The organism is Salinicola socius, assembly GCF_001937195.1.
Lineage (GTDB): Bacteria > Pseudomonadota > Gammaproteobacteria > Pseudomonadales > Halomonadaceae > Salinicola > Salinicola socius.
Genome location: NZ_MSDO01000022.1, coordinates 1 through 19,188, shown reverse-complemented (window position 1 = coordinate 19,188; position 19,188 = coordinate 1). Strand labels below are relative to the sequence as shown.

20 protein-coding genes are annotated in these 19,188 nt (G+C 59.8%); 7 read left to right on the top strand and 13 right to left on the bottom strand.

The features are described 5' to 3' along the window. Window positions 1-7: 7 nt before the first annotated feature. The 7 genes from flhC to fliD form a co-directional block, all read right to left on the bottom strand. Window positions 8-595, bottom strand: a complete 588-nt coding sequence (gene flhC / locus BTW07_RS14530; RefSeq protein ID WP_075570900.1) for a flagellar transcriptional regulator FlhC — start codon at window positions 593-595, stop codon at window positions 8-10. 3 nt (window positions 596-598) lie between these two features. Then, window positions 599-931 (bottom strand): flagellar transcriptional regulator FlhD, encoded by a 333-nt coding sequence (gene flhD / locus BTW07_RS14525; RefSeq protein WP_075570899.1) that lies wholly within the window; start codon window positions 929-931, stop codon window positions 599-601. A 320-nt stretch (window positions 932-1,251) separates the two neighbouring features. Next, the gene (locus BTW07_RS14520) at window positions 1,252-1,557 is read right to left on the bottom strand and encodes an EscU/YscU/HrcU family type III secretion system export apparatus switch protein (RefSeq protein ID WP_075570898.1); all 306 of its coding nucleotides are present in this window, start codon (window positions 1,555-1,557) and stop codon (window positions 1,252-1,254) included. Beyond that, a complete protein-coding gene (fliK, locus tag BTW07_RS14515) occupies window positions 1,550-2,785 on the bottom strand; it encodes a flagellar hook-length control protein FliK (protein ID WP_075570897.1) in 1,236 nt (411 codons plus the stop codon). The genes BTW07_RS14520 and fliK overlap by 8 nt, the downstream gene beginning before the upstream one ends. Further along, window positions 2,782-3,162 carry a flagellar protein FliT gene (fliT, locus tag BTW07_RS14510; protein WP_075570896.1) on the bottom strand — a complete coding sequence of 127 codons (381 nt, stop codon included), beginning with the start codon at window positions 3,160-3,162 and terminating at the stop codon, window positions 2,782-2,784. The genes fliK and fliT overlap by 4 nt, the downstream gene beginning before the upstream one ends. Window positions 3,163-3,175: 13 nt before the next feature. Next, window positions 3,176-3,577, bottom strand: a complete 402-nt coding sequence (fliS, locus tag BTW07_RS14505) for a flagellar export chaperone FliS (protein ID WP_075571031.1) — start codon at window positions 3,575-3,577, stop codon at window positions 3,176-3,178. Window positions 3,578-3,595: 18 nt separating this feature from the next. Beyond that, on the bottom strand, window positions 3,596-4,984 hold the full coding sequence (gene fliD / locus BTW07_RS14500) for a flagellar filament capping protein FliD (RefSeq protein ID WP_075570895.1): 1,389 nt from the start codon (window positions 4,982-4,984) through the stop codon (window positions 3,596-3,598). 235 nt (window positions 4,985-5,219) lie between these two features. Between fliD and BTW07_RS14495 the strand changes: the two genes are divergently transcribed. The 7 genes from BTW07_RS14495 (at window position 5,220) to BTW07_RS14465 (ending at window position 10,105) form a co-directional block, all read left to right on the top strand. Further along, a complete protein-coding gene (locus BTW07_RS14495; protein ID WP_075570894.1) occupies window positions 5,220-5,720 on the top strand; it encodes a hypothetical protein in 501 nt (166 codons plus the stop codon). A 69-nt stretch (window positions 5,721-5,789) separates the two neighbouring features. Further along, window positions 5,790-6,413, top strand: a complete 624-nt coding sequence (locus BTW07_RS14490) for a CBS domain-containing protein (RefSeq protein WP_075570893.1) — start codon at window positions 5,790-5,792, stop codon at window positions 6,411-6,413. Window positions 6,414-6,420: 7 nt separating this feature from the next. Then, the gene (locus BTW07_RS14485; protein WP_110641656.1) at window positions 6,421-7,473 is read left to right on the top strand and encodes an asparaginase; all 1,053 of its coding nucleotides are present in this window, start codon (window positions 6,421-6,423) and stop codon (window positions 7,471-7,473) included. Window positions 7,474-7,548: 75 nt separating this feature from the next. After that, window positions 7,549-8,238 (top strand): 7-cyano-7-deazaguanine synthase QueC, encoded by a 690-nt coding sequence (gene queC / locus BTW07_RS14480; protein ID WP_075570892.1) that lies wholly within the window; start codon window positions 7,549-7,551, stop codon window positions 8,236-8,238. A 99-nt stretch (window positions 8,239-8,337) separates the two neighbouring features. Next, window positions 8,338-8,991, top strand: a complete 654-nt coding sequence (queE, locus tag BTW07_RS14475; RefSeq protein WP_075570891.1) for a 7-carboxy-7-deazaguanine synthase — start codon at window positions 8,338-8,340, stop codon at window positions 8,989-8,991. Then, window positions 8,991-9,854 (top strand): 6-carboxytetrahydropterin synthase, encoded by an 864-nt coding sequence (locus BTW07_RS14470; protein ID WP_075570890.1) that lies wholly within the window; start codon window positions 8,991-8,993, stop codon window positions 9,852-9,854. The genes queE and BTW07_RS14470 overlap by 1 nt, the downstream gene beginning before the upstream one ends. After that, window positions 9,854-10,105, top strand: coding sequence for a YkgJ family cysteine cluster protein (locus BTW07_RS14465; RefSeq protein WP_075570889.1), 252 nt, complete (start codon window positions 9,854-9,856; stop codon window positions 10,103-10,105). The genes BTW07_RS14470 and BTW07_RS14465 overlap by 1 nt, the downstream gene beginning before the upstream one ends. A 176-nt stretch (window positions 10,106-10,281) precedes the next feature. Here the strand turns inward: BTW07_RS14465 and BTW07_RS14460 are convergent, their stop codons facing one another. The 6 genes from BTW07_RS14460 to tig all read right to left on the bottom strand — a co-directional run bounded on the left by BTW07_RS14460 (window position 10,282) and on the right by tig (window position 18,815). Beyond that, the gene (locus BTW07_RS14460) at window positions 10,282-12,105 is read right to left on the bottom strand and encodes a SurA N-terminal domain-containing protein (RefSeq protein ID WP_075570888.1); all 1,824 of its coding nucleotides are present in this window, start codon (window positions 12,103-12,105) and stop codon (window positions 10,282-10,284) included. 240 nt (window positions 12,106-12,345) lie between these two features. Continuing rightward, window positions 12,346-12,618 carry a nucleoid-associated protein HU-beta gene (gene hupB / locus BTW07_RS14455; RefSeq protein ID WP_075562051.1) on the bottom strand — a complete coding sequence of 91 codons (273 nt, stop codon included), beginning with the start codon at window positions 12,616-12,618 and terminating at the stop codon, window positions 12,346-12,348. Between the two features lie 177 nt (window positions 12,619-12,795). Further along, window positions 12,796-15,198 carry an endopeptidase La gene (gene lon, locus BTW07_RS14450; protein ID WP_075570887.1) on the bottom strand — a complete coding sequence of 801 codons (2,403 nt, stop codon included), beginning with the start codon at window positions 15,196-15,198 and terminating at the stop codon, window positions 12,796-12,798. A gap of 202 nt (window positions 15,199-15,400) precedes the next feature. Then, a complete protein-coding gene (clpX, locus tag BTW07_RS14445; protein ID WP_075570886.1) occupies window positions 15,401-16,690 on the bottom strand; it encodes an ATP-dependent Clp protease ATP-binding subunit ClpX in 1,290 nt (429 codons plus the stop codon). Between the two features lie 63 nt (window positions 16,691-16,753). Further along, window positions 16,754-17,374, bottom strand: a complete 621-nt coding sequence (clpP, locus tag BTW07_RS14440; protein WP_075570885.1) for an ATP-dependent Clp endopeptidase proteolytic subunit ClpP — start codon at window positions 17,372-17,374, stop codon at window positions 16,754-16,756. A gap of 85 nt (window positions 17,375-17,459) precedes the next feature. Next, window positions 17,460-18,815, bottom strand: coding sequence for a trigger factor (gene tig, locus BTW07_RS14435; RefSeq protein WP_075570884.1), 1,356 nt, complete (start codon window positions 18,813-18,815; stop codon window positions 17,460-17,462). Between the last annotated feature and the right edge of the window lie 373 nt (window positions 18,816-19,188).

Genomic DNA, 19,188 nt, shown 5'->3' with positions numbered 1-19,188 from the left:
CGCCGAACTACACGGCCAGACGGCGTACCAGCGGCATCTCGACGGGCGTGAACGTACGCCTGACAGGTGCCGCCGCCTTGGCCTTGCGCGTCTTGCCCGCGCGCGACGGCGGCTGGCAGATGCCGCAGACGTAATCATGCAGAGGACTATGTGCGTGGGCCACGAAATCGCCATGGCACCCCTTGCACCGGGAGAGCTGCAACAGATCGCTCTCGAAGAAGCGCACCAGCGTCCAGGCCCGTGTCAAACCCAGGGTGGGCTCGGCGCCATCGAGTTCGACCTGCTCTAGATAGAGGCGATAGGCCTTGACGAATGCCGGCATCCGCGCGCACCCCAGCTCGCCATTGAGACGGCGGTAGATGTTGTAGAACAGCGACGAATGAATATTCGGCATCCAGGTGATGAACCAGTCTGCCGAGAATGGCAGCATCCCTTTGGGCGGCGACATCCCTTTGACTTCCTTGTATAACTTGATCAAGCGACCGCGGCTCAGGTCGGTCTCTGTCTCGAGCACCTGTAGGCGCGCGCCCAGCTCGATCAGTTCTATCGCCAACTGCACTTGAAGCATTTCGGCGACGAGGCTCTTGTCCGCCATGGCTCAGTTCCCCCGCTGCGCGGCAGATCGAGCGCGATTCGAACCCGCCATCAGCAACGAGGCATGGGTCTGCTCGAGGCCCTGAGCACGCGGATTGTGAATCAGCAGGTTCAACTTGTCGGCATCGGTGAAGCGCAAGTTGCAGAGCAGCTGGTTGGTCCGCGATAGCTGGGTCAACTGTTTGATCGACAGGCCAGAGATGACATTGGCCAGGTCGGCATTCAGGTCCAGCCGGAACATCGCCGACTCGCGATCTTCGTTGAGCAGACGCTGAACGAGCAGAAGATAGGACAGGTTGAGGTCCTGGATGTCGTCCAAAAGACTGTTCGAGTGCATGATTTGGATTCCCCGCGCATGGTTTTATTGGCATCCGTTAATCGAATGCTCCGGTCGTCTGCAGCCATCCTGCTGGCTACATCAGTACTTTATGATGGAGGCATTTTGCGACTTTTTGATGAAAAAAAGCAAGTTTTGTTACTAAATATATAGAGCCGTAACGAATCCCTTTAAACCTGTAGCCATCATTACCAAATTAAAGTGATGATATTGTTACTAATATTGACATTTCATCATTTACAGGAATACACAGGTTACGAGAAGCGTGACCAAGGCGGGATACACGAAAACACATGATCGTTGAATGGTCGCGGACCCAATCAACGCAATTCGTCGACTTCTGCCGCTATCGAACTATCGATCTCGCCGATCCACACCAGCAGTTCCGCAATGACCTGATAGAGCGACTCCGGGATACGAGCGTCGAGATCGACCTGCATCAGAAGTGCAACCAGCTCAGGGGAATCGTGGACGAAGACGCCCTCCTGATCGGCGAGTTCGATAATACGCTCGGCCAGGTTTCCGTACCCTTTGGCGACCACCCTCGGCGCGTCCGTACGCTCGCCACTGTAGGCCAGGGCAACCGCCCGGCGACGTGAATCGGACACCCCCTCCTCGTCACTCATGCGCCGCCACCCCCTCCGCCAGCTCCACGTTTGCGCCCAATGGCGCCAACCGCTCACGCAATGGCGTCAACTCCTGGCGAAGCTGCGCTCGGGCTGCCTCATCGGCGGGATTGACCTCCACTTGCAGTGGAGACTCACCACGAGCCAGAAAGACAATATCGATAACCCCAAGCGAAGGAAGACGAAGCTGAACCTCGGCACGCCAGTCACCGCCGTGACTTTCTCCCTCCCGCTCAGGACGATCGAAGGCACTTTCGCTGCCGTCGTCGAAGCGACGATCCACGGGAAGCTCGGTCAGGAGCATCGTCATGGGTACGCCAGGCCACACTTGACCTTCCCAACGCAGATTAGGCGCCGCGATCAGGTCAAGCTGATGTCGTACCAGCGACTGGAGCGACTCCGAGGATGACTGGGACAGTTGATGAGCACGGGTCATCGAAAAAGGCTGCTCTTCGGCCGCCCCCATCATCGCCTGCGCCCGCCCGTCGACGCCACTGCCTGCAGAAGCGGATGACGGAACGGATGAAGAGAGCCGACCTGCAGGCATGGGCCCAGCGGTTTCGGCGGCGCGGCTCGTCGGCGACGCGATTGCACCGAGCCCCCCCGGTGCCCCGCCAGCAGTTCCCGGTGCACTTCCGGAACGAGGCGCCGTCCGGCCATCGATCCAAAGCGGGAATCCGGGATTCGACAGCAACGATGTCGGCGTGGACGGTCGAAAGGTCAGGCTAAGCCAGGCCTGGGGCTCCCGCATCAGCGAGGCTCGCGGGTACTGACCGGACATCCAGCGCTGCAGATGGGATTCGTAGAAGACGCCGCTCTCGCGCACGCTCTGCGACAGCGCCGTCGCCAACGAGTCGGCCCCACCACCGGATTGGACCAGCAGCGAAAGCATTGGCCGAATCGAGGCGGTCTGAGTCGCAGGAAAACGGGAGAGAATATCGGCGATGTCCGTCGCGGCATGGCTCAAGTGCAGTTGGATCGAGGCGGCGCCGCTCCCGGAAACCGGAGGTGGCGAAAATACGCCTTGACGCCCGACGCCGAAAGTCGCGGCGCCGATTCTCTCACCCCCCTGCTGGTTCAGCCTCGAGTCGCTGTGCGCGGGTTGCACAGCGTCCGACGACGACGCTGCCGACACCGGCAGCGGCTGATCCCGGACGGCCGGCAGATCGACCCGCTTGCCGAGAACCTGATGCAGCAGCGTGTCGAGTATCGGCGTGATTCCGCTCACGGTCGATCGTCGGTCGGCACCGAGCGCAGCCGCGAAGCTATGCTGCCCCTCCCGGCCTGATAGGCCTGCCCCAGCGCCTGTTGTCGGCGCGAACTGCCGATCAGGTGGCTCAACTCCTCGCGCCGAGAATCCAGTAGCCGGCGAGTCTCGACATCCTGAGTCAGAATCTGCTCGAGCAGCTCGAGCTTCTCCTCACGCTCGGCGTCACTCAGCGAGTGCTCGAGATCCAATGCCCGGACTCGTTGCAACGAGACCAGATAACCGGCCTCGCACTGAACGAGCGACTCCCACTGTTGCTCACGCGCCAGCGCCAGCATCTGGCCGGAGACCTCCAGCAGATCGCGGTACTGCTCGACGACCGATGAGACTGACGTCATGGGCTCATACTCCTCAGGCCAACTCGGCCGATACGTGTCGAAGCTCACGCCAGCCGGAACCGATATCGTCGAGCAACGACGCCGCCTGTTCCAACTGGGCAATATCGTCACGCAGATTGGCCTGCAACAACAGGCGCGCGATGTAATCGTAGAGGCGCCCCAGATTGTCGGCGATCTCTCCACCACGGTCATAATCCAGCGCCGCCGCCAGCCCGTTGTTGACGATGTCGATCGCCTTGGATATCGCTAGGCCCTTGGCCGAACGGTTGCCGTCCTGCATGTGCAGACGAGCGCTGCTGATCGCCGCCTGCGCGCCATCGAAAAGCATGACGATCAATTGATGCGGATCTGCCGACATCACTGCGGACTCGACCCCGACTCTGGCATACGCCCCAGCACCACGTCTGATATTCATCATCTCTATATCGCTCTCTTACTTTTTGGTCTGCGCGCTGAGGGCATCGAACTGCTGAGTCAGATAACTACTGGTCGAGTTCATCTGCGACACCAACGAATCCAGACTGGCGAACTGCGTTCGGTAGCGGGCCACCGTGGCGTCGATGGAATCCTGCATCCGCGTGTATCGATCGCCGAGCTGGCTAAGCGTGGTATCGATACCATCCATCGCCGTCTGCAGCAGACCACCGTCATCGAGAATCGCCCCCATGGTGTCGTCGATACTGGCAACCAGGCCGCTTTTGCCATCGGTGCCGGCGAAAAACTTGCTGACCGCATCGCTATCGCTCTTGATCGCGTCACTGAGCTTGTCGTCGTCGATTTTCAGCGTACCGTCCAACTGACGTTCGATACCCATATCCGAGAGCATCGAGAATGTCCCTTCGCTATCGCTGTAGCTAAGGACGCTGCGCAACCTGGATTCGATGCTGCGCATGGTCGAGTTGCCCAGCAGCACACCAGCCGTGTCCGACTCGGAATCGTAGGACGTCAGGCTGTCAGATGTACTCTGGAAGCTGTTATACGCGTCGACGAAGGTTTTGACGGCCTTGGTCATCGACTCCGTGTCCTTGGACACGTTGAGCGTTTCCGCCCCTTCCGTCGTCGAGGTCAGGTTGAACGTGACGCCCTCGAGCGCCCCTTCGACCGTATTGGACTGGCTGGTTATAGAGATGCCATTGACTTCCAGTTCGGCATCCTGAGCGGCAACGGTCTCCGTCATGCCATCAGTGCCCGCCCCCCCACCGGTCGCCGTACTGTTGAAACCGAATGCACTGTCGAGCGCATCGCTATCGCCGTCGATCGTGATTTGGGAATCTGTTCCCGTGGCATCGGAGGAGAGAACTAGACGATAAGGGGTATCGCTACCATCGTTGACGATGGATGCTGTCACCCCACCCTTCTGCGCATTGATCGCATCACGTAGATCTTCCAGTGAATCGCCATCAGCAACATCCACATCAAAGGAATCGCTACCGACGGAAATCGACAAAGTGCCCGCCATGGCGAGCGAGTCCTCTTTGCTGGCGTGACCACCGGACGCTAGTGACTGCGCCTGCGCCAGTTGAGAAACGCTGACCTGATATCGACCCGTCACGGCATCGCCGGTGGTGCTCGCGGTCACGGAGTCACCGGTCATCGAACTGGTGACGGCCGTGAACGTCTCGGGATCGCTCAGCGCGGTCGCGGCATCACGCAACGCATTCAGGGAACTCTCGAGCGCACCGAAGGCAGACAGCTTGGTCTTGTAACTCTGCTGCTGGGAGACGATCGGTGTGAGCTTTTCCTTTTCTGCATCTTCCAGGTCATCGAGCAACCCGCTCAGATCCAGGCCGGAACCGATCCCTAGTGACGATATGGTAGCCATGTAACCTCTCTTTGCCTGGCGCAATTTGTAACACGCCGATCGCAACGGCAGGCGCCGATTAGACGCACATTAATATGGTAGTTTCCTGATCGGCTGTCAGGAACGAAACTTTAGCGTTGACTGATCTTCTTTTTCTGACCGCGTCAATTCCCGGAAAGATCAACCTTGGGTGGTCAGACAGCCGCCGGATGGGCGATCATAGGCCACCGACAATTTGCCACACTCCGGAGAAAACATGGACGCGAACTCCCTGTACGCCAACTATCGCTCTTGGCAACGTTTTCAGCGTCAGGAGCAGCTGGGACGCGAACATCAGGCGGCCCTGCGCAAGCTGGCAGATACCGGCGCAATGGCGTCCCGGGTGACCGAGGCCTACCGCAGCATGGCGGACCGAGCCGCCAAGGAGGGCGCGAGCTATCGCACCCTGTTCCAGCGCCAGCGTGACAACGGCGACAATCTGGCCTGCGAGGGCTGGCTGTTCGTACGCCGAGTGCTGGCAGAAGGCGGGACCACACGCATCCGCGCCACGCTCTTCGAGACCTTCACGCTGGAAGAGGGTGACATCACACCTTCCGCTGAAAGCCCGAAAAAGGTCACGCTGGATATCTACGACGAGCTTCTTGTCCAGAAGACCATGAAGCTTGGCTGCCGTACGGATCGTCAGGACGATGAGCGTGATACCCGTTTCATCACTTTCCTGGATAGCGTACGCGGTGATCTACGCCAATACCTTTAACCTTTCAGTCGGGATCCGATGACGCTCGAATCGCGACCGACACTTTGATCAGCCTGGGGAGATCTCTCGATGGCCAACACAGTCCACCCTTCAAAAGTCCATTTCTCGGCACTGGCGCTGGAGAACCTCGATGGTGTCAGCGGTATCGTACAGCCAGTGATCCAGACGCAGTCAGTGACGCTGGAAAGCTCCGCTGCCATGCTGCTGACCGATTTCAGCGTCAGCCATCCGTATACCCTGCCGACCGGCAGCTCCATTCCTCAAGCGCTGGAGACGATGAAGCAGGCCGGCGTGCGGTTGCTGATGCTGATCAACGCCAGCGGGGATTTCACCGGCGTGGTCAATGCCCGCGAGCTGTTCGGTGGGCGGCGTATCACGCTGGCCATGCAGAAACACCAGATCGGCCGCGATGAGGTCACCGCGGAAATGATCCAGACGCCGCGCAGCGAGCTGCATTCACTCTCCTACGCCAAGGTTTCTCATGCCAGTGTCGGCGATCTGGTCGAGACCCTGAAAACATCGGGCGATCAGCACGTGTTGATTACCGAACCGGACGGCAATGGCGGCTCGAGAATTCGCGGCATCATCTCTGCGTCCAACATCAGTCGCGCGCTCGGGGTCGATCTCAACCATCCGCCAGAGGCTCGGACCTTCTCGTCGATCTGCCAGGTCATTCTTGGTCACGATCTGTAGCCCCTTCATGAGCATGACAGATCGACAAGAGCTCCCGATCCTGGTGATTTACACCGGGGGCACCATCGGCATGCGCGGCAGCGAACGGGGGCTGGTCGCGGCCGGCGATTTCGGTTCGCGAATGACGAACGCGCTGGCGCTGTTGCCGCCCGGCCGGCAGGGTAGCCTGCCCGAGTACGTCGTCTGGGAATCTCCCCACCCGATCGACTCGAGCAGTGCGACACCGGCCGATTGGGCCGCGCTGGCAGAGTTGATCGCCCGACGCCATCAGGATTACGCCGGATTCGTGGTGCTCCATGGCACCGACACTCTCGCCTGGTGCGCCTCCAGCCTGGCCTTTCAGCTTCAAGGCCTCGCCAAGCCGGTCATCGTCACGGGCTCGCAGAAGCCGCTTGGCGTGGAGGGCAGCGATGCGCTCGACAACCTCGAGGCGTCGCTGAAATTCGCGGCGCGCGCGGAACTGAGAGAGGTCTGCGTGAGTTTCGGTGGTCACCTGATGCGGGGATGCCGGACGCGAAAATGGTACACTCAGGATGCTTTGGGGTTCGAAAGTCCGAACTGGCCGTTACTGGGCGAGATGGTGGACCACGCTCCGGTGATCTACGCGGCCCGCTGCCACGACACATCGGGTGCGCCGCGCTTCGAGTGCCTCACCGACCCAGCTCCCGTCGTCCTGCGTCTGGTGCTATGGCCCGGCATCCGGGCTCGAGACGTGGACCGATGGTTGAACGACGACCAGATACGAGGCGTCGTGATCGAGTGCTGGGGAAGCGGGAACCTGCCGGAGGACGATGCGCTGCTGGGCGTTCTGGCCCGTGCCAGCGCAGAAGGCAAGGTAATGACCGCGGTCAGCCAGTGTCCGTTCGGCGCGGTTCATCTCGGCACCTACGCGTCGGGTCGGATACTCCAGGATATCGGCATTCTCTCGGCGGACGACATGACGCCGGAAGCCGCGCATAGCAAGCTTACTCATCTGCTCGCAGGGGAACTGACCCCGCAGGCGTTGAGACAGCGCTTTCTGACGCCGCTGGTCGGTGAAAGAGGCGCTTTTACAGCGTGAGCACGACCGCCATTGGCGTCTCCGCCAGAATCATTTTCACGATCTAGACCGTTCGTCTCGCCACAGGTTGATAGCATGACACCCCCGACTCCCCATACTACGCCCCAGCCGGCCGTCGTGATCTACTCCGGCGGCATGGACTCCTATACGGTTCTGCATCGTGCCATCCGCCAGGGCTACGACGTTCATGCCCTGTCGTTCCACTACGGCCAGCGCCATGCCCGCGAACTCGATGTTGCCCGGCATGTGTGCGACGAGCTGGGCGTCTCGCACAAGGTCGTCGATATCCGCGCCATCCATCAGTTGATCGGCAACTCGGCGCTGACCGATAGCGATCGGGACATGCCGAAGGCGGACTACGCGGCGGACAATCTGGCCGACACCGTGGTCCCCAACCGCAACATGATCCTGCTGTCGCTGGCGATCGGCCATGCGGTCAACATCGATGCGCCGATCTGCTTCTACGGCGCGCATGGAGGAGACCACGTTCTCTACCCTGACTGCCGTCCGGCTTTCGTCGATCGCATGAACGATGTTGCCGCCATCGCCAACTTCGAGGCGGTCAGAATCGAAGCACCCTATCTGCACAGCGACAAGGCGCAGATCCTCGCCGACGGACTCGAAATGGGGCTGGATTACGCGCAAACGTGGACCTGCTACCTGGGCCAGGAAACCGCCTGCGGCGAGTGCGGCAGCTGTCGCGAGCGGCTCAACGCGTTTGCCAGTCTGGGAATGACTGATCCGCTTCCCTATGCCAAGCCCTGAAACAAGCCGCCAGCGTCAAGCGCCTGCATCGACACCTGGCGCCAGAGCTCGTCTCGTCGTTTGACGCCTGTGCCCGGCAAACCCAGTACGGAATTCTGCATGTATAGCGTCAAAGAAGCCTTCTACACCCTGCAGGGAGAAGGCGCCCAAGCCGGTCGCGCCAGCGTTTTCTGCCGTTTTACCGGCTGCAACCTGTGGTCTGGCCGGGAGCGTGATCGCGCCCGCAGCCAGTGCACGTTCTGCGATACCGACTTTGTCGGCACCGATGGCCAGAATGGCGGCCAGTTCGGCGACGCCGACGCCCTGGCCTCGCATCTTGAGCGACTGTGGCCGGCGTCGGCCCCGGGCAGACATCGGCGTTACGTCGTCTTCACCGGCGGCGAACCGCTCCTGCAGCTGGATACCGCTCTGATCGATGCCATGCACGCTCGAGGATTCGAGATCGCCGTCGAGACCAATGGTACGCTTCCGGCCCCCGAGGGCATCGACTGGATCTGCGTCAGTCCCAAGAGCGATACGACGCTGCGTCAGATCCAGGGCGACGAACTCAAGCTGATCCACCCCCAGCCAGGTGTCGACCCAGAGGCTTTCGCCGAATTGAATTTTACCCACTTCCTACTGCAGCCGATGGACCTGGCTCCGGGCGCTATCGTCACTGACGCCAACCCGATGACAGCGACCGTCGAGTACTGTATGCGTCATCCCCAATGGCGCTTGTCGCTGCAGACACACAAGATTGCAGGAATCGATTGATGACCCTGTTCGTGAACAACCTGACCAATATCGATGCCTCGATCTGGTCCCCTCAACGCGGTCTGAGCGGCGCGAGCTGGCACGTCGATGTCGAGCTCGACGGCGAGCTGGCGGAAGATGGCATGCTGTTGGACTTCGGCGAGGTGAAACCCTGGATCAAGGCGCGTCTCGACGCCGGTCTGGATCACACCCTGCTGGTACCGACCCAGGCCGCAGGCGTCAAGATCGAGGAGTGCAGCGAAGGCTTGCACATGGCAACCGAGCTGCCCTTCCCCTTCGAGCTGCGTGCGCCGCGCCAGGGCTTCACTCTGTTCCCCTGGGGGGAAATTACCGCGGAGCGGCTCGGCGCTCATCTCAGCACCGAGCTTAGCAAAAGACCGCCCCCCCGGGTCGAGGCCATCCGTATTCGCCTGCGTGAAGAGCTGGCCGATGGCGCGATCTATAGCTACAGCCACGGACTCAAGCATCACAAGGGTAACTGTCAGCGCATTGCGCATGGTCACCGCTCGCATCTCAGAATCTGGCGCAACGGCCAACGCGACTCCGAACTCGAAGGGTTCTGGGCTCAACGCCTGGACAATGGCTACCTTGTCGACGAGGCCGATATCGTCGGTCCCCGTCGCCAAGATGATATCATGCGCGTTCGTTACCGCTCGGCACAAGGGCAGTTCCAGCTTCATCTTCCGAAAGCCCGCTGTCATACCCTCCCCGCCCCTACGACCGTGGAGAACATTGCCGCCTGGCTCGCCAGGCAGATTGCGCTGTCGACCGGTGCTCATATCCGGGTACAGGCGTTCGAGGGAATCGATAAAGGCGCACTCGCCGAAAGTCGCGGCATCTCGGCCGGGGACCAGGGAATATAATGCGTTGCCGAGCCGGCTGTGGCGCGTGCTGTATCGCGCCTTCGATCACTTCGCCCATCCCCGGCATGCCTTCGGGCAAGGCTGCCGGGGTCCGCTGCGTCCAGCTAGATGACGATAACCTGTGCCGACTGTTCGGCGATCCGCGTCGCCCGGCGGTCTGTCATCGCTTCGATTACGATCCCGAGCTATGCGGTGAGACTCGTGAACAGGCAATAGCGGTTCTGACGGCTTGGGAACACGCGACACAGTAGGCTCGTCACCACGGTTTCATACCGTCCGGCCGACTTCCGCCATGTGCCTGATCAGCACGAAATATCGCGTAGCGGCCATGAAAAAACCCTCCTGGCTTACGGTTGGCATGCCGTTCAGCCTAGGAGGGTTTTGCCCGGGATCAAGTCGGAGCAGCGCTCATTGCGCCACCCGCACCCTAGTTGCGTTCGATGTCCGCCTCATCCTGTAACGTCTGACTCAGCCCCTGGATGGCGATCTGCGCCTGTACGCGCTGTGCCAGACGCGTTACGAAGTCTGCATCGTCCGCACTGGCTTCGCCGGAGGACACCGACTCGAGGCCAACAACGGCAACGCCGTTCTGACTATCCGTCTGCCCCCAGCTCACTTGATTCTGCTGGGGATGAGGGAGGCGGAAAGCTTCCTGACGAATGGCCTCCGGCACCCCATCGGCATCACGGCCTACGCTGTCGGCCTGCTGCCAATTGAGACCGGACACGGCTTCACCACTCTCCAGTGACTGGCGCACCTCGGCAGCTCGCGCCAGCAGCTGCTGACGGGTCTGCTGGGTCTTGACCGCCGCCATGACTTGATCACGAACCTCCTCGAGCGGTAGCGTGCTGGCATCGCGATGATCGACGACGTGCAGTACCACACGCTGCTGATCGTCGGTCTCGATGACATCGCTATTGTAGCCGTCCTCGAGCACGTCCGGAGAAAACGCGGCGGCGGCGGCATCGGGATTGGAGAGCACGCCTTCCCCGCCGGCATCCTGCGAGAACCAGTCGCTGGTCTGAACCGTCAGTCCCAGTTCGTCGGCAACGGTCGTCAGATCATCCGCCTGATAGGCTTCGTCGGTCAGCTTCTGGACTCGCTCATTGAACAGCGACTGGGATTTCTCGAGCTTCACCTGCTCGGTGAGCGCATCGCGGTCATCCTCGAAAGAGGGAATATCGACACCTGTCACCTTGATCAAATGAAACCCGTACTGGGTCTGCACGATCTTGGAAACCTGCCCCGGCTCGAGCGAGAACGCTGCATCGTCGAATTCGTCCCCGAAGAATCCTTTCTGGATCGCGCCGAGATCACCGCCCCTGTCGGCAGACGACGAGTCATCGGAATATTCACGCGCCAGCTCGGCAAAGTCCGCGCCCTGCTCGAGCTTGGACTGCACCTCGGTCAGACGCTCGCGCGCCTGCTGTTCCGTGCGGTCATCGCCAAAGGTCACCAGGATATGCGATACCTCACGCGGCGCTTCGGCCTGAGCCTGCTCATAGGCCTGACGCAGCTGGTCGTCAGTAACCTCCACATCCTTGGCCACGTCGTCCTGATTCAACACCAGGTAGTTGACCTTGACCTGCGCCGGGCGGCGGAAATCCTGTTGATGCTGATCGTAATACTGCTGGAGATCGGCATCGCTCGGCGCGACCGGCTGATCAAGATCCGCAGCCGTCAATTGCGCATAGCGGAACGTCCTCTGCTGCTGCTGCAACGATGCCAACCGCGCCTTTTCCGCCGGCAGCAGGAAGGCCGAGGCCGCGAGCCCTTGCTGAATCTGGCGACGCAAGGTGTCCGCGCGAAGCTCGCGACGGAAGGATGATGGGGTATACCCCGCCTGCGCCAGACGATTGGTGAACAACTCGTCCGAGAAATGCCCATCCTGATCCTGGAATTCGGGTAGCGAGACGATCAGCTGATCCAGCTGGCTATCGGAGATGTGGAGCCCGCCCTCGCGGGCGTACTGATCCAGGGTCCGCTGGCGAATCAGTTGATCGAGCACCTGACCACGGAACTGCCGCTCCTGCTCGGGCGGCACCTGTCCGGAGCGAATGCCTCGCTGCACTTGCGTCTCGACTGCCTGACGACTGATGGATTCGCCGTTGACCGTCGCCGCGTCGTTGCTGCCGGAGGCAAAATAGCTCACCAGAGATTCCGCGCCAAAAAGCGCGAACGTCACGATGATGGCCCCCACGATGGCTTTTGCCACCCACCCCTGGGAACCCTCACGAATTCGTTGCAGCATGCTGTCCTCGCATGTCGATTGGCCAATGTGTCGCGCGCACATCGTACACCGCCAGGTCACGACGGCGCACCCATGCACGAAACGCTGGCTACGCTTTCTGCAAAAGTATCGCTCTTGCAGCAAGACAATAAAAAAGCGCATCGCTGAGGCGATGCGCTTATGTTTTACGGGCTACCACCGACTGGAAAGCCTATGCCATCCGAGATTGCCGGAGCGTCGGCCCGCGCGACGGAGCGAAACTTAGTTCACCGCGTCTTTGAGCGCCTTGCCTGCCTTGAAGCTCGGCACCTTGGCAGCGCTGATGTCGATCGGCTTGCCAGTCTGCGGGTTACGGCCAGTGCGCGCTGCGCGCTCTTTTACCGCAAAAGTCCCGAACCCTACCAAAGCTACGGAATCACCTTTCTTCAGGCTGTCTGACACGGACTCAATCATCGCGTCGAGTGCACGCGTTGCAGCTGCCTTGGGAATATCGGCAGACGCAGCAATGGCTTCAATCAGCTCGGATTTATTCACACTACACCCCTTGACTGTATACGAAATTAACAGGACATCGATGCGCAATCAGAGACGCGATCGCGATCACAACAGATGGGCATTTTATAGCAATGCCGTGATTCTGCTGTCAATCCAGATCATCAGAAAAACCGCGTCACAACGGGCCTGGCGCATGAATGATGCGCATCGACAAGATCAATGTGTGCTGACGTTGGTCTGCGAGGAAACGACATCTTCGGCGAGCTTGTCATCGTCGTCTATGTGATTAACCAATGCCGTTGACAACACGTCATCAATCCACTTCACCGAACGAATGTCCAATGCATTCTTGATATTGTCGGGTACCTCTTTGAGATCCCGACGATTCTCTTCCGGTATGAGTACGGTCTTTATACCACCACGTCGTGCAGCCAGCAATTTCTCCTTCAACCCGCCGATCGGCATGACCTCCCCACGAAGATTGACTTCACCGGTCATCGCGACGTCACAACGTATGGGCCGCCCCGTGTAAGCCGAGACCATGGCCGTGACCATGCCAATACCGGCGCTGGGGCCGTCTTTCGGCGTGGCGCCCTCGGGAACGTGAATATGCAGGTCTTCCTTCTCGAATCGCTCCGGATCAATACCGAACTGGCGGGCTCGCGCTCGCACCACGGTATGAGCGGCGCTGACGGACTCTTTCATCACGTCGCCCAGCGAACCCGTCTTGTTGACGCGCCCCTTGCCCGGAGTCACCACGGATTCGATATAGAGCAGTTCGCCGCCGACCGAGGTCCACGCCAATCCGGTGACACGGCCGACCTGGTGCTCCTGATCTGCCAGTCCGTAGCTGTACCGACGCACCCCCGCATAACGTTCGATATCGTCCGCGGAGAGAGTCACTCCGGCCAGCGCTCCCTGCCCCTTTTCCGTCTCGAGGCGTTCGCGAAGCACCTTGCGTCTCACCTTGGCGACCTGACGTTCGAGTTCACGCACCCCCGCTTCGCGGGAATAATAACGGATCAGCTCGAGAACGGATTCGTCGCTGAATGTCAGCTCGTCCTCCTTGAGCCCGTTGGCCTTGAGTTGCTTGGGCACCAGATAGCGCTTGGCGATGGCGAGCTTCTCGTCTTCGGTATAACCCGGCAGACGGATAACTTCCATGCGATCCAGCAACGGCCCCGGAATGTTCATCGAATTGGCTGTGCAGATGAACATCACATCCGAGAGATCGTAATCGAGCTCGAGGTAGTGATCGTTGAACTTGTCGTTCTGCTCGGGATCCAGCACCTCCAGTAGCGCCGAGGAAGGATCGCCGCGATGATCCATGCCGATCTTGTCGACTTCGTCGAGCAGGAAGAGCGGGTTGCGCACGCCAGCCTTGCTCATGCGCTGAATCAGCTTGCCGGGCAGCGAACCGATATAGGTTCGTCGGTGACCACGAATCTCGGATTCATCGCGCACGCCGCCGAGAGCCAGGCGAACATAGCGCCGATTGGTGGCACGCGCGATCGATTGACCAAGCGATGTCTTGCCCACGCCCGGCGGGCCGACGAGGCAAAGCACCGGCCCCTTGAGCTTCTTGACCCGCTTTTGCACGGCAAGATACTCGAGAATACGTTCCTTGACCTCTTCCAGACCATGGTGGTCTTCGTCCAGCACCTTGGCGGCATGGGGGAGATCGTGCTTCACCCGAGTGCGCTTCTTCCAGGGAACGGAGAGCACCCAGTCCAGATAGGACCTCACGACCGTCGCTTCGGCCGAGGTCGGCGACATCATCTTCAACTTGCCGAGCTCCTGAGTCGCCTTGTCGACGGCCTCCTGCGGCATCCCGGCTTCCTTGATGCGCTGCTCGTACTTTTCTGCCTCGTTGGGCACGTTCTCGAGCTCGCCCATCTCCTTCTGAATGGCCTTCATCTGCTCGTTGAGATAGTACTCGCGCTGGGACTTCTCCATCTGGTCCTTGACCCGCGAGCGGATGCGCTTCTCCACCTGCAACAGATCGATTTCGGACTCGATCAGCGCCATCAGATGCTCGATTCGATCGCGCACGCGATCCATTTCGAGCAGCTCCTGCTTGTCGTCGATCTTCAACGACAGGTGCGCACAGATCGTATCGACGAGTCGGCTCGGATCCTCGATTTCCTGCAGCGAAGAAAGCACTTCGCTGGGCACCTTCTTGGACAGCTTGACGTACTGCTCGAACTGATTGAGCAGTACGCGAACCAGGGATTCCTGTTCGCGCTCGCTCAACGGCTCACTGTCACGCAAGACTGCCTGCGCACTGATGAAGCCGTCCTCGTCCTGCAGGACATGCTGGATGTCGGCTCGGAAACTGCCTTCGATAAGCACCTTGACCGTGCCATCGGGAAGCTTGAGCAACTGCATGATGTCGGCGACCGTACCGATACTGAAAAGGTCGTCGACGCCGGGGTCGTCATGGGCCGCCTCGCGCTGCGCGACCAGCAGCACGCGCTTGTCGTGCTCCATCGCGGTTTCCAGCGCCCGGATCGATTTCTCACGCCCTACGAACAATGGTATGACCATCTGCGGATAGACCACCACGTCACGCAGCGGCAAGAGCGGAAGCGTCAATGTCTGGTCAGAGCTCTGCGCCATTACAGCATTTCCTCGACAAACTTTCGGATGGGTGAGCCACCAGAGCGGCAATATCAATATGGGAGGTACGTGGGGGCGTCAACGTTCAGATGCAAGTGGCGTTCGGCGAACGACCAAATCCGTGAAAATCGGGTCCATAAAAGCGAGGGGGCCAGCGGGCCCCCTCGTCAGACAGCTAGACAGGTCATGACCTGGACCTGCGTCATCCGTCCTTGTTGGCAACGCGGCCCTCTTCCTGCCTATCTTCCTGTTTGGAATAGATCAGCAGAGGCTCGCTATCGCCGGCGATGACGGATTTGTCGATCACCACCTTGGTCACGCCATCAAGCGACGGCACGTCGTACATCGTTTCCAGCAATACCGACTCCAGAATCGAGCGTAGACCACGCGCCCCTGTCTTGCGCTCCATGGCCTTGTGCGCCACGGCCTGCAGGGCATCGTCACGGAAATCCAGCTCGACCCCTTCCATCTCGAACAGATGGGCGTACTGCTTGACCAGCGAGTTCTTGGGCTCGGTCAGAATCTGGACCAGCGCATCCTCGGTCAGTTCGGTCAACGTCGCAATCACCGGTAAGCGCCCGACGAACTCGGGGATCAGGCCAAACTTGACGAGATCCTCGGGTTCGACGCCAGCGAGAATATCGCCGACACCCTTGTTGCTTTCCTTGCTCTTCACGGACGCGTTGAAACCGATGCCACCCTTCTCGGCGCGGTCACGGATCACTTTGTCCAGTCCAGCAAAGGCACCGCCGACGATGAACAGGATATTGCCGGTGTCCACCTGCAGGAATTCCTGCTGAGGATGCTTGCGGCCACCCTGCGGGGGTACGGAAGCCGTCGTCCCCTCGATCAGCTTGAGCAGTGCCTGCTGCACGCCCTCACCGGAAACGTCGCGAGTGATGGAAGGATTGTCGGACTTGCGAGAGATCTTGTCGATCTCGTCGATGTAGACGATCCCGCGCTGGGCCTTCTCGACGTCGTAGTCACATTTCTGCAGCAACTTCTGAATGATGTTCTCGACGTCTTCGCCCACGTAACCCGCTTCCGTCAGCGTCGTGGCGTCTGCAATCGTGAATGGGACATTGAGCAGACGTGCCAACGTCTCCGCCAGCAACGTCTTGCCGCTACCCGTGGGGCCGATCAGCAAAATGTTGGACTTGCCCAGCTCGATGTCGCTTTTGCCACTACCGCGCAGGCGCTTGTAGTGGTTGTAGACCGCAACGGACAGCACCATCTTGGCGCGATCCTGGCCAATCACGTAGTCGTCGAGCGTGTTGCGAATCTCACGGGGTACGGGAAGACGATCTTCATCGCTTTCGGCGTCGGCTTCCAGAACCTCCTCGCGAATGATGTCATTGCAGAGATCGACACACTCGTCACAGATATAGACGGACGGGCCTGCGATGAGCTTGCGAACTTCGTTCTGATTCTTGCCACAGAACGAGCAGTACAGCAGCTTGCCGTTGTCGTCTTTGCCTTTACCGTCGGCCATTCGTGTACCTCGTCAGGACGACGACGCCATGCGCCGTCGTGTGAAACCTTGACTCAAACGCTATCAGGATACCGGACGCTTATCCAGCATGGCATCGATCAGGCCGTATTCGACCGCCTGAGTTCCATCCATGAAGTTGTCGCGATCGGTGTCCTGGGCGATCTTGTCGATATCCTGGCCCGTGTGATCCGCCAGAATGCGATTCAGCTTGTGGCGAATGGTCAGGATTTCCCGGGTGTGGATCTCGATATCCGCCGCCTGACCCTGATAACCGCCGAGCGGCTGATGGATCATCATGCGCGAGTGCGGCAGGCAGAAACGCTTCTCCTTCGCCCCACCCGCCAACAGCAGCGCGCCCATGCTGGCCGCCTGACCGATGCATACCGTCGAGACGTCAGGCTTGATGAACTGCATGGTGTCGTAGATGGACATGCCCGCGGTCACCGAACCACCCGGGGAATTGATGTAGAGATGGATATCCTTGTCCGGATTTTCGGACTCAAGGAACAGAAGCTGCGCCACGACCAGGTTGGCCGTGTAGTCTTCGACCGGGCCGACCAGGAAGATGACACGCTCTTTGAGCAGCCGAGAATAGATATCGTACGACCGCTCGCCGCGAGCGCTCTGCTCCACGACCATCGGGACCAGGCCACCGGCATTACTGATGTCGAACTCGTTACGCATCGCGATTTCCTTACAGCTGGTGATTGTCAGGCCCATCGACTAGCGACCCGACCTGGGTCGGATCGCTTCGCTTACCAAGCACCCATCATGCTTTGGAATCGCTGTCCTCGGCATCGTCTTCTTCAGCCGCTTCTTCGGACTGCTGTGCCGCTTCGAGCACTTGCTGGTAGCTCATGTTGACGTCGTTAACCTGAGCCTGCTCGAGGAGCTTGTCAACGGCCTTGTCTTCCAGCACTGCCGACTTGATCTGCCCTTTGAGCTCGTCGTTCTGCATGTACTGGTCGACCGCCTGTTCCGGCTGCTGATACTGGCTCGCCAGCTCTTCGGCGCGGGCCCGGATTTCTTCATCACTGGCGTCGAGCTCGTGCTTCTTGATCACTTCGGCCAACAGCAGCCCGACCTTGACGCGGGTACGTGCCTGATCGGCGAACAGCTCGTTGGGCAACTGGCTGACATCGAAATCTTCGCCAAGACCGAACTGCTGCGCCGCCTGACGCTTGAGACCGTCAGTTTCCTGCTCGATCAGCGACTGCGGCACGGTCACGTCATTGGCTTTCTGCAGCGCGTCGAGGGCCTGTTGCTTGACGCGGTTCTGCACCGCCTGCTTGACCTCGCGCTGCATGTTGCTCTTGACCTCGGCACGGAACTTGTCGGCATCGCCGTCTTCCACGCCGAATTCCTTGATGAAGTCAGCATCGACTTCCGGCAGCGCCTTGGCGGAGACTTCATGCACCGTCACCTTGAAGCTCGCTTCCTGACCTGCCAGATGCTCGGCCTGATAGTCTTCCGGGAAAGTCACGCTAATGATCTTCTCATCACCAGCCTTGGCACCGACCAGCTGCTCTTCGAAACCGGGAATGAAACGATTGGAACCCAGCTCGAGCTCGTGACCTTCGGCAGAACCCCCTTCAAACGGCTCGTCTCCCAGAAAGCCCTGAAAGTCGATCTTGACCTGGTCACCGTTTTCCGCCGCACGATCGACCGGCTGGAATTCGGCTCGCTGACCGCGCAGCGTCTCGATCATGGTATCGATGTCGGCGTCGGTGATTTCCGTCTGCGGACGCTCGATAGCCGTGCCATCGATGCTATTCAGCTCGATCTCGGGATAGATTTCCAGCGTCGCAACGAACTCAAGATCCTTGCCGGTCTGATCGACCTTCGGCTCGATCGATGGGTAGCCGGCCGGATTCAGGCTCTGCTCGGTGATCGCCCGCACATAGTGCTGACGCATCAATTCGCTGACGACTTCGTTGCGCACGTCTCGACCGTAGCGCTGACGCACGACCGCCATCGGGATCTTCCCTTGACGAAAGCCATTCAGACGAACGCGTTTGGCGGTGTCTTGCAGGCGAGCGGCAACGGCCTCGTCAACCTCGGCTGCTGGAACCTGAACGGTGATGCGACGTTCGATCTGAGATGTCGTCTCAACGGAAACTTGCATAGATGATCCTCTACCGACGGGGGCGTTCTGTGATTGCGACTCAAAAACCAGGCTTCAAAACTGTCATTTCAAAGCACTCATTTCTAAACAGGGGGCGATTTTATGAATCCCCATGCCTACTGGCAAGCAGACTAGCGCGGTAAATGGTGCTAATCGGGACGAAATACAAGTCCAGGGCCATAAAAATCGACTTTAGGCTACCTCGGCATCTCGCTGAAGCGTCGACAGGAAACGCCTGGCAGCGATAGATGACGTGCAGAATAGCAGGAGCAGTGTCAAAAAGAAGGGAGACAACCGGGGAAGAAATGGGGTGGATGATGGGGATCGAACCCACGACCACCGGAGCCACAATCCGGGGCTCTACCACTGAGCT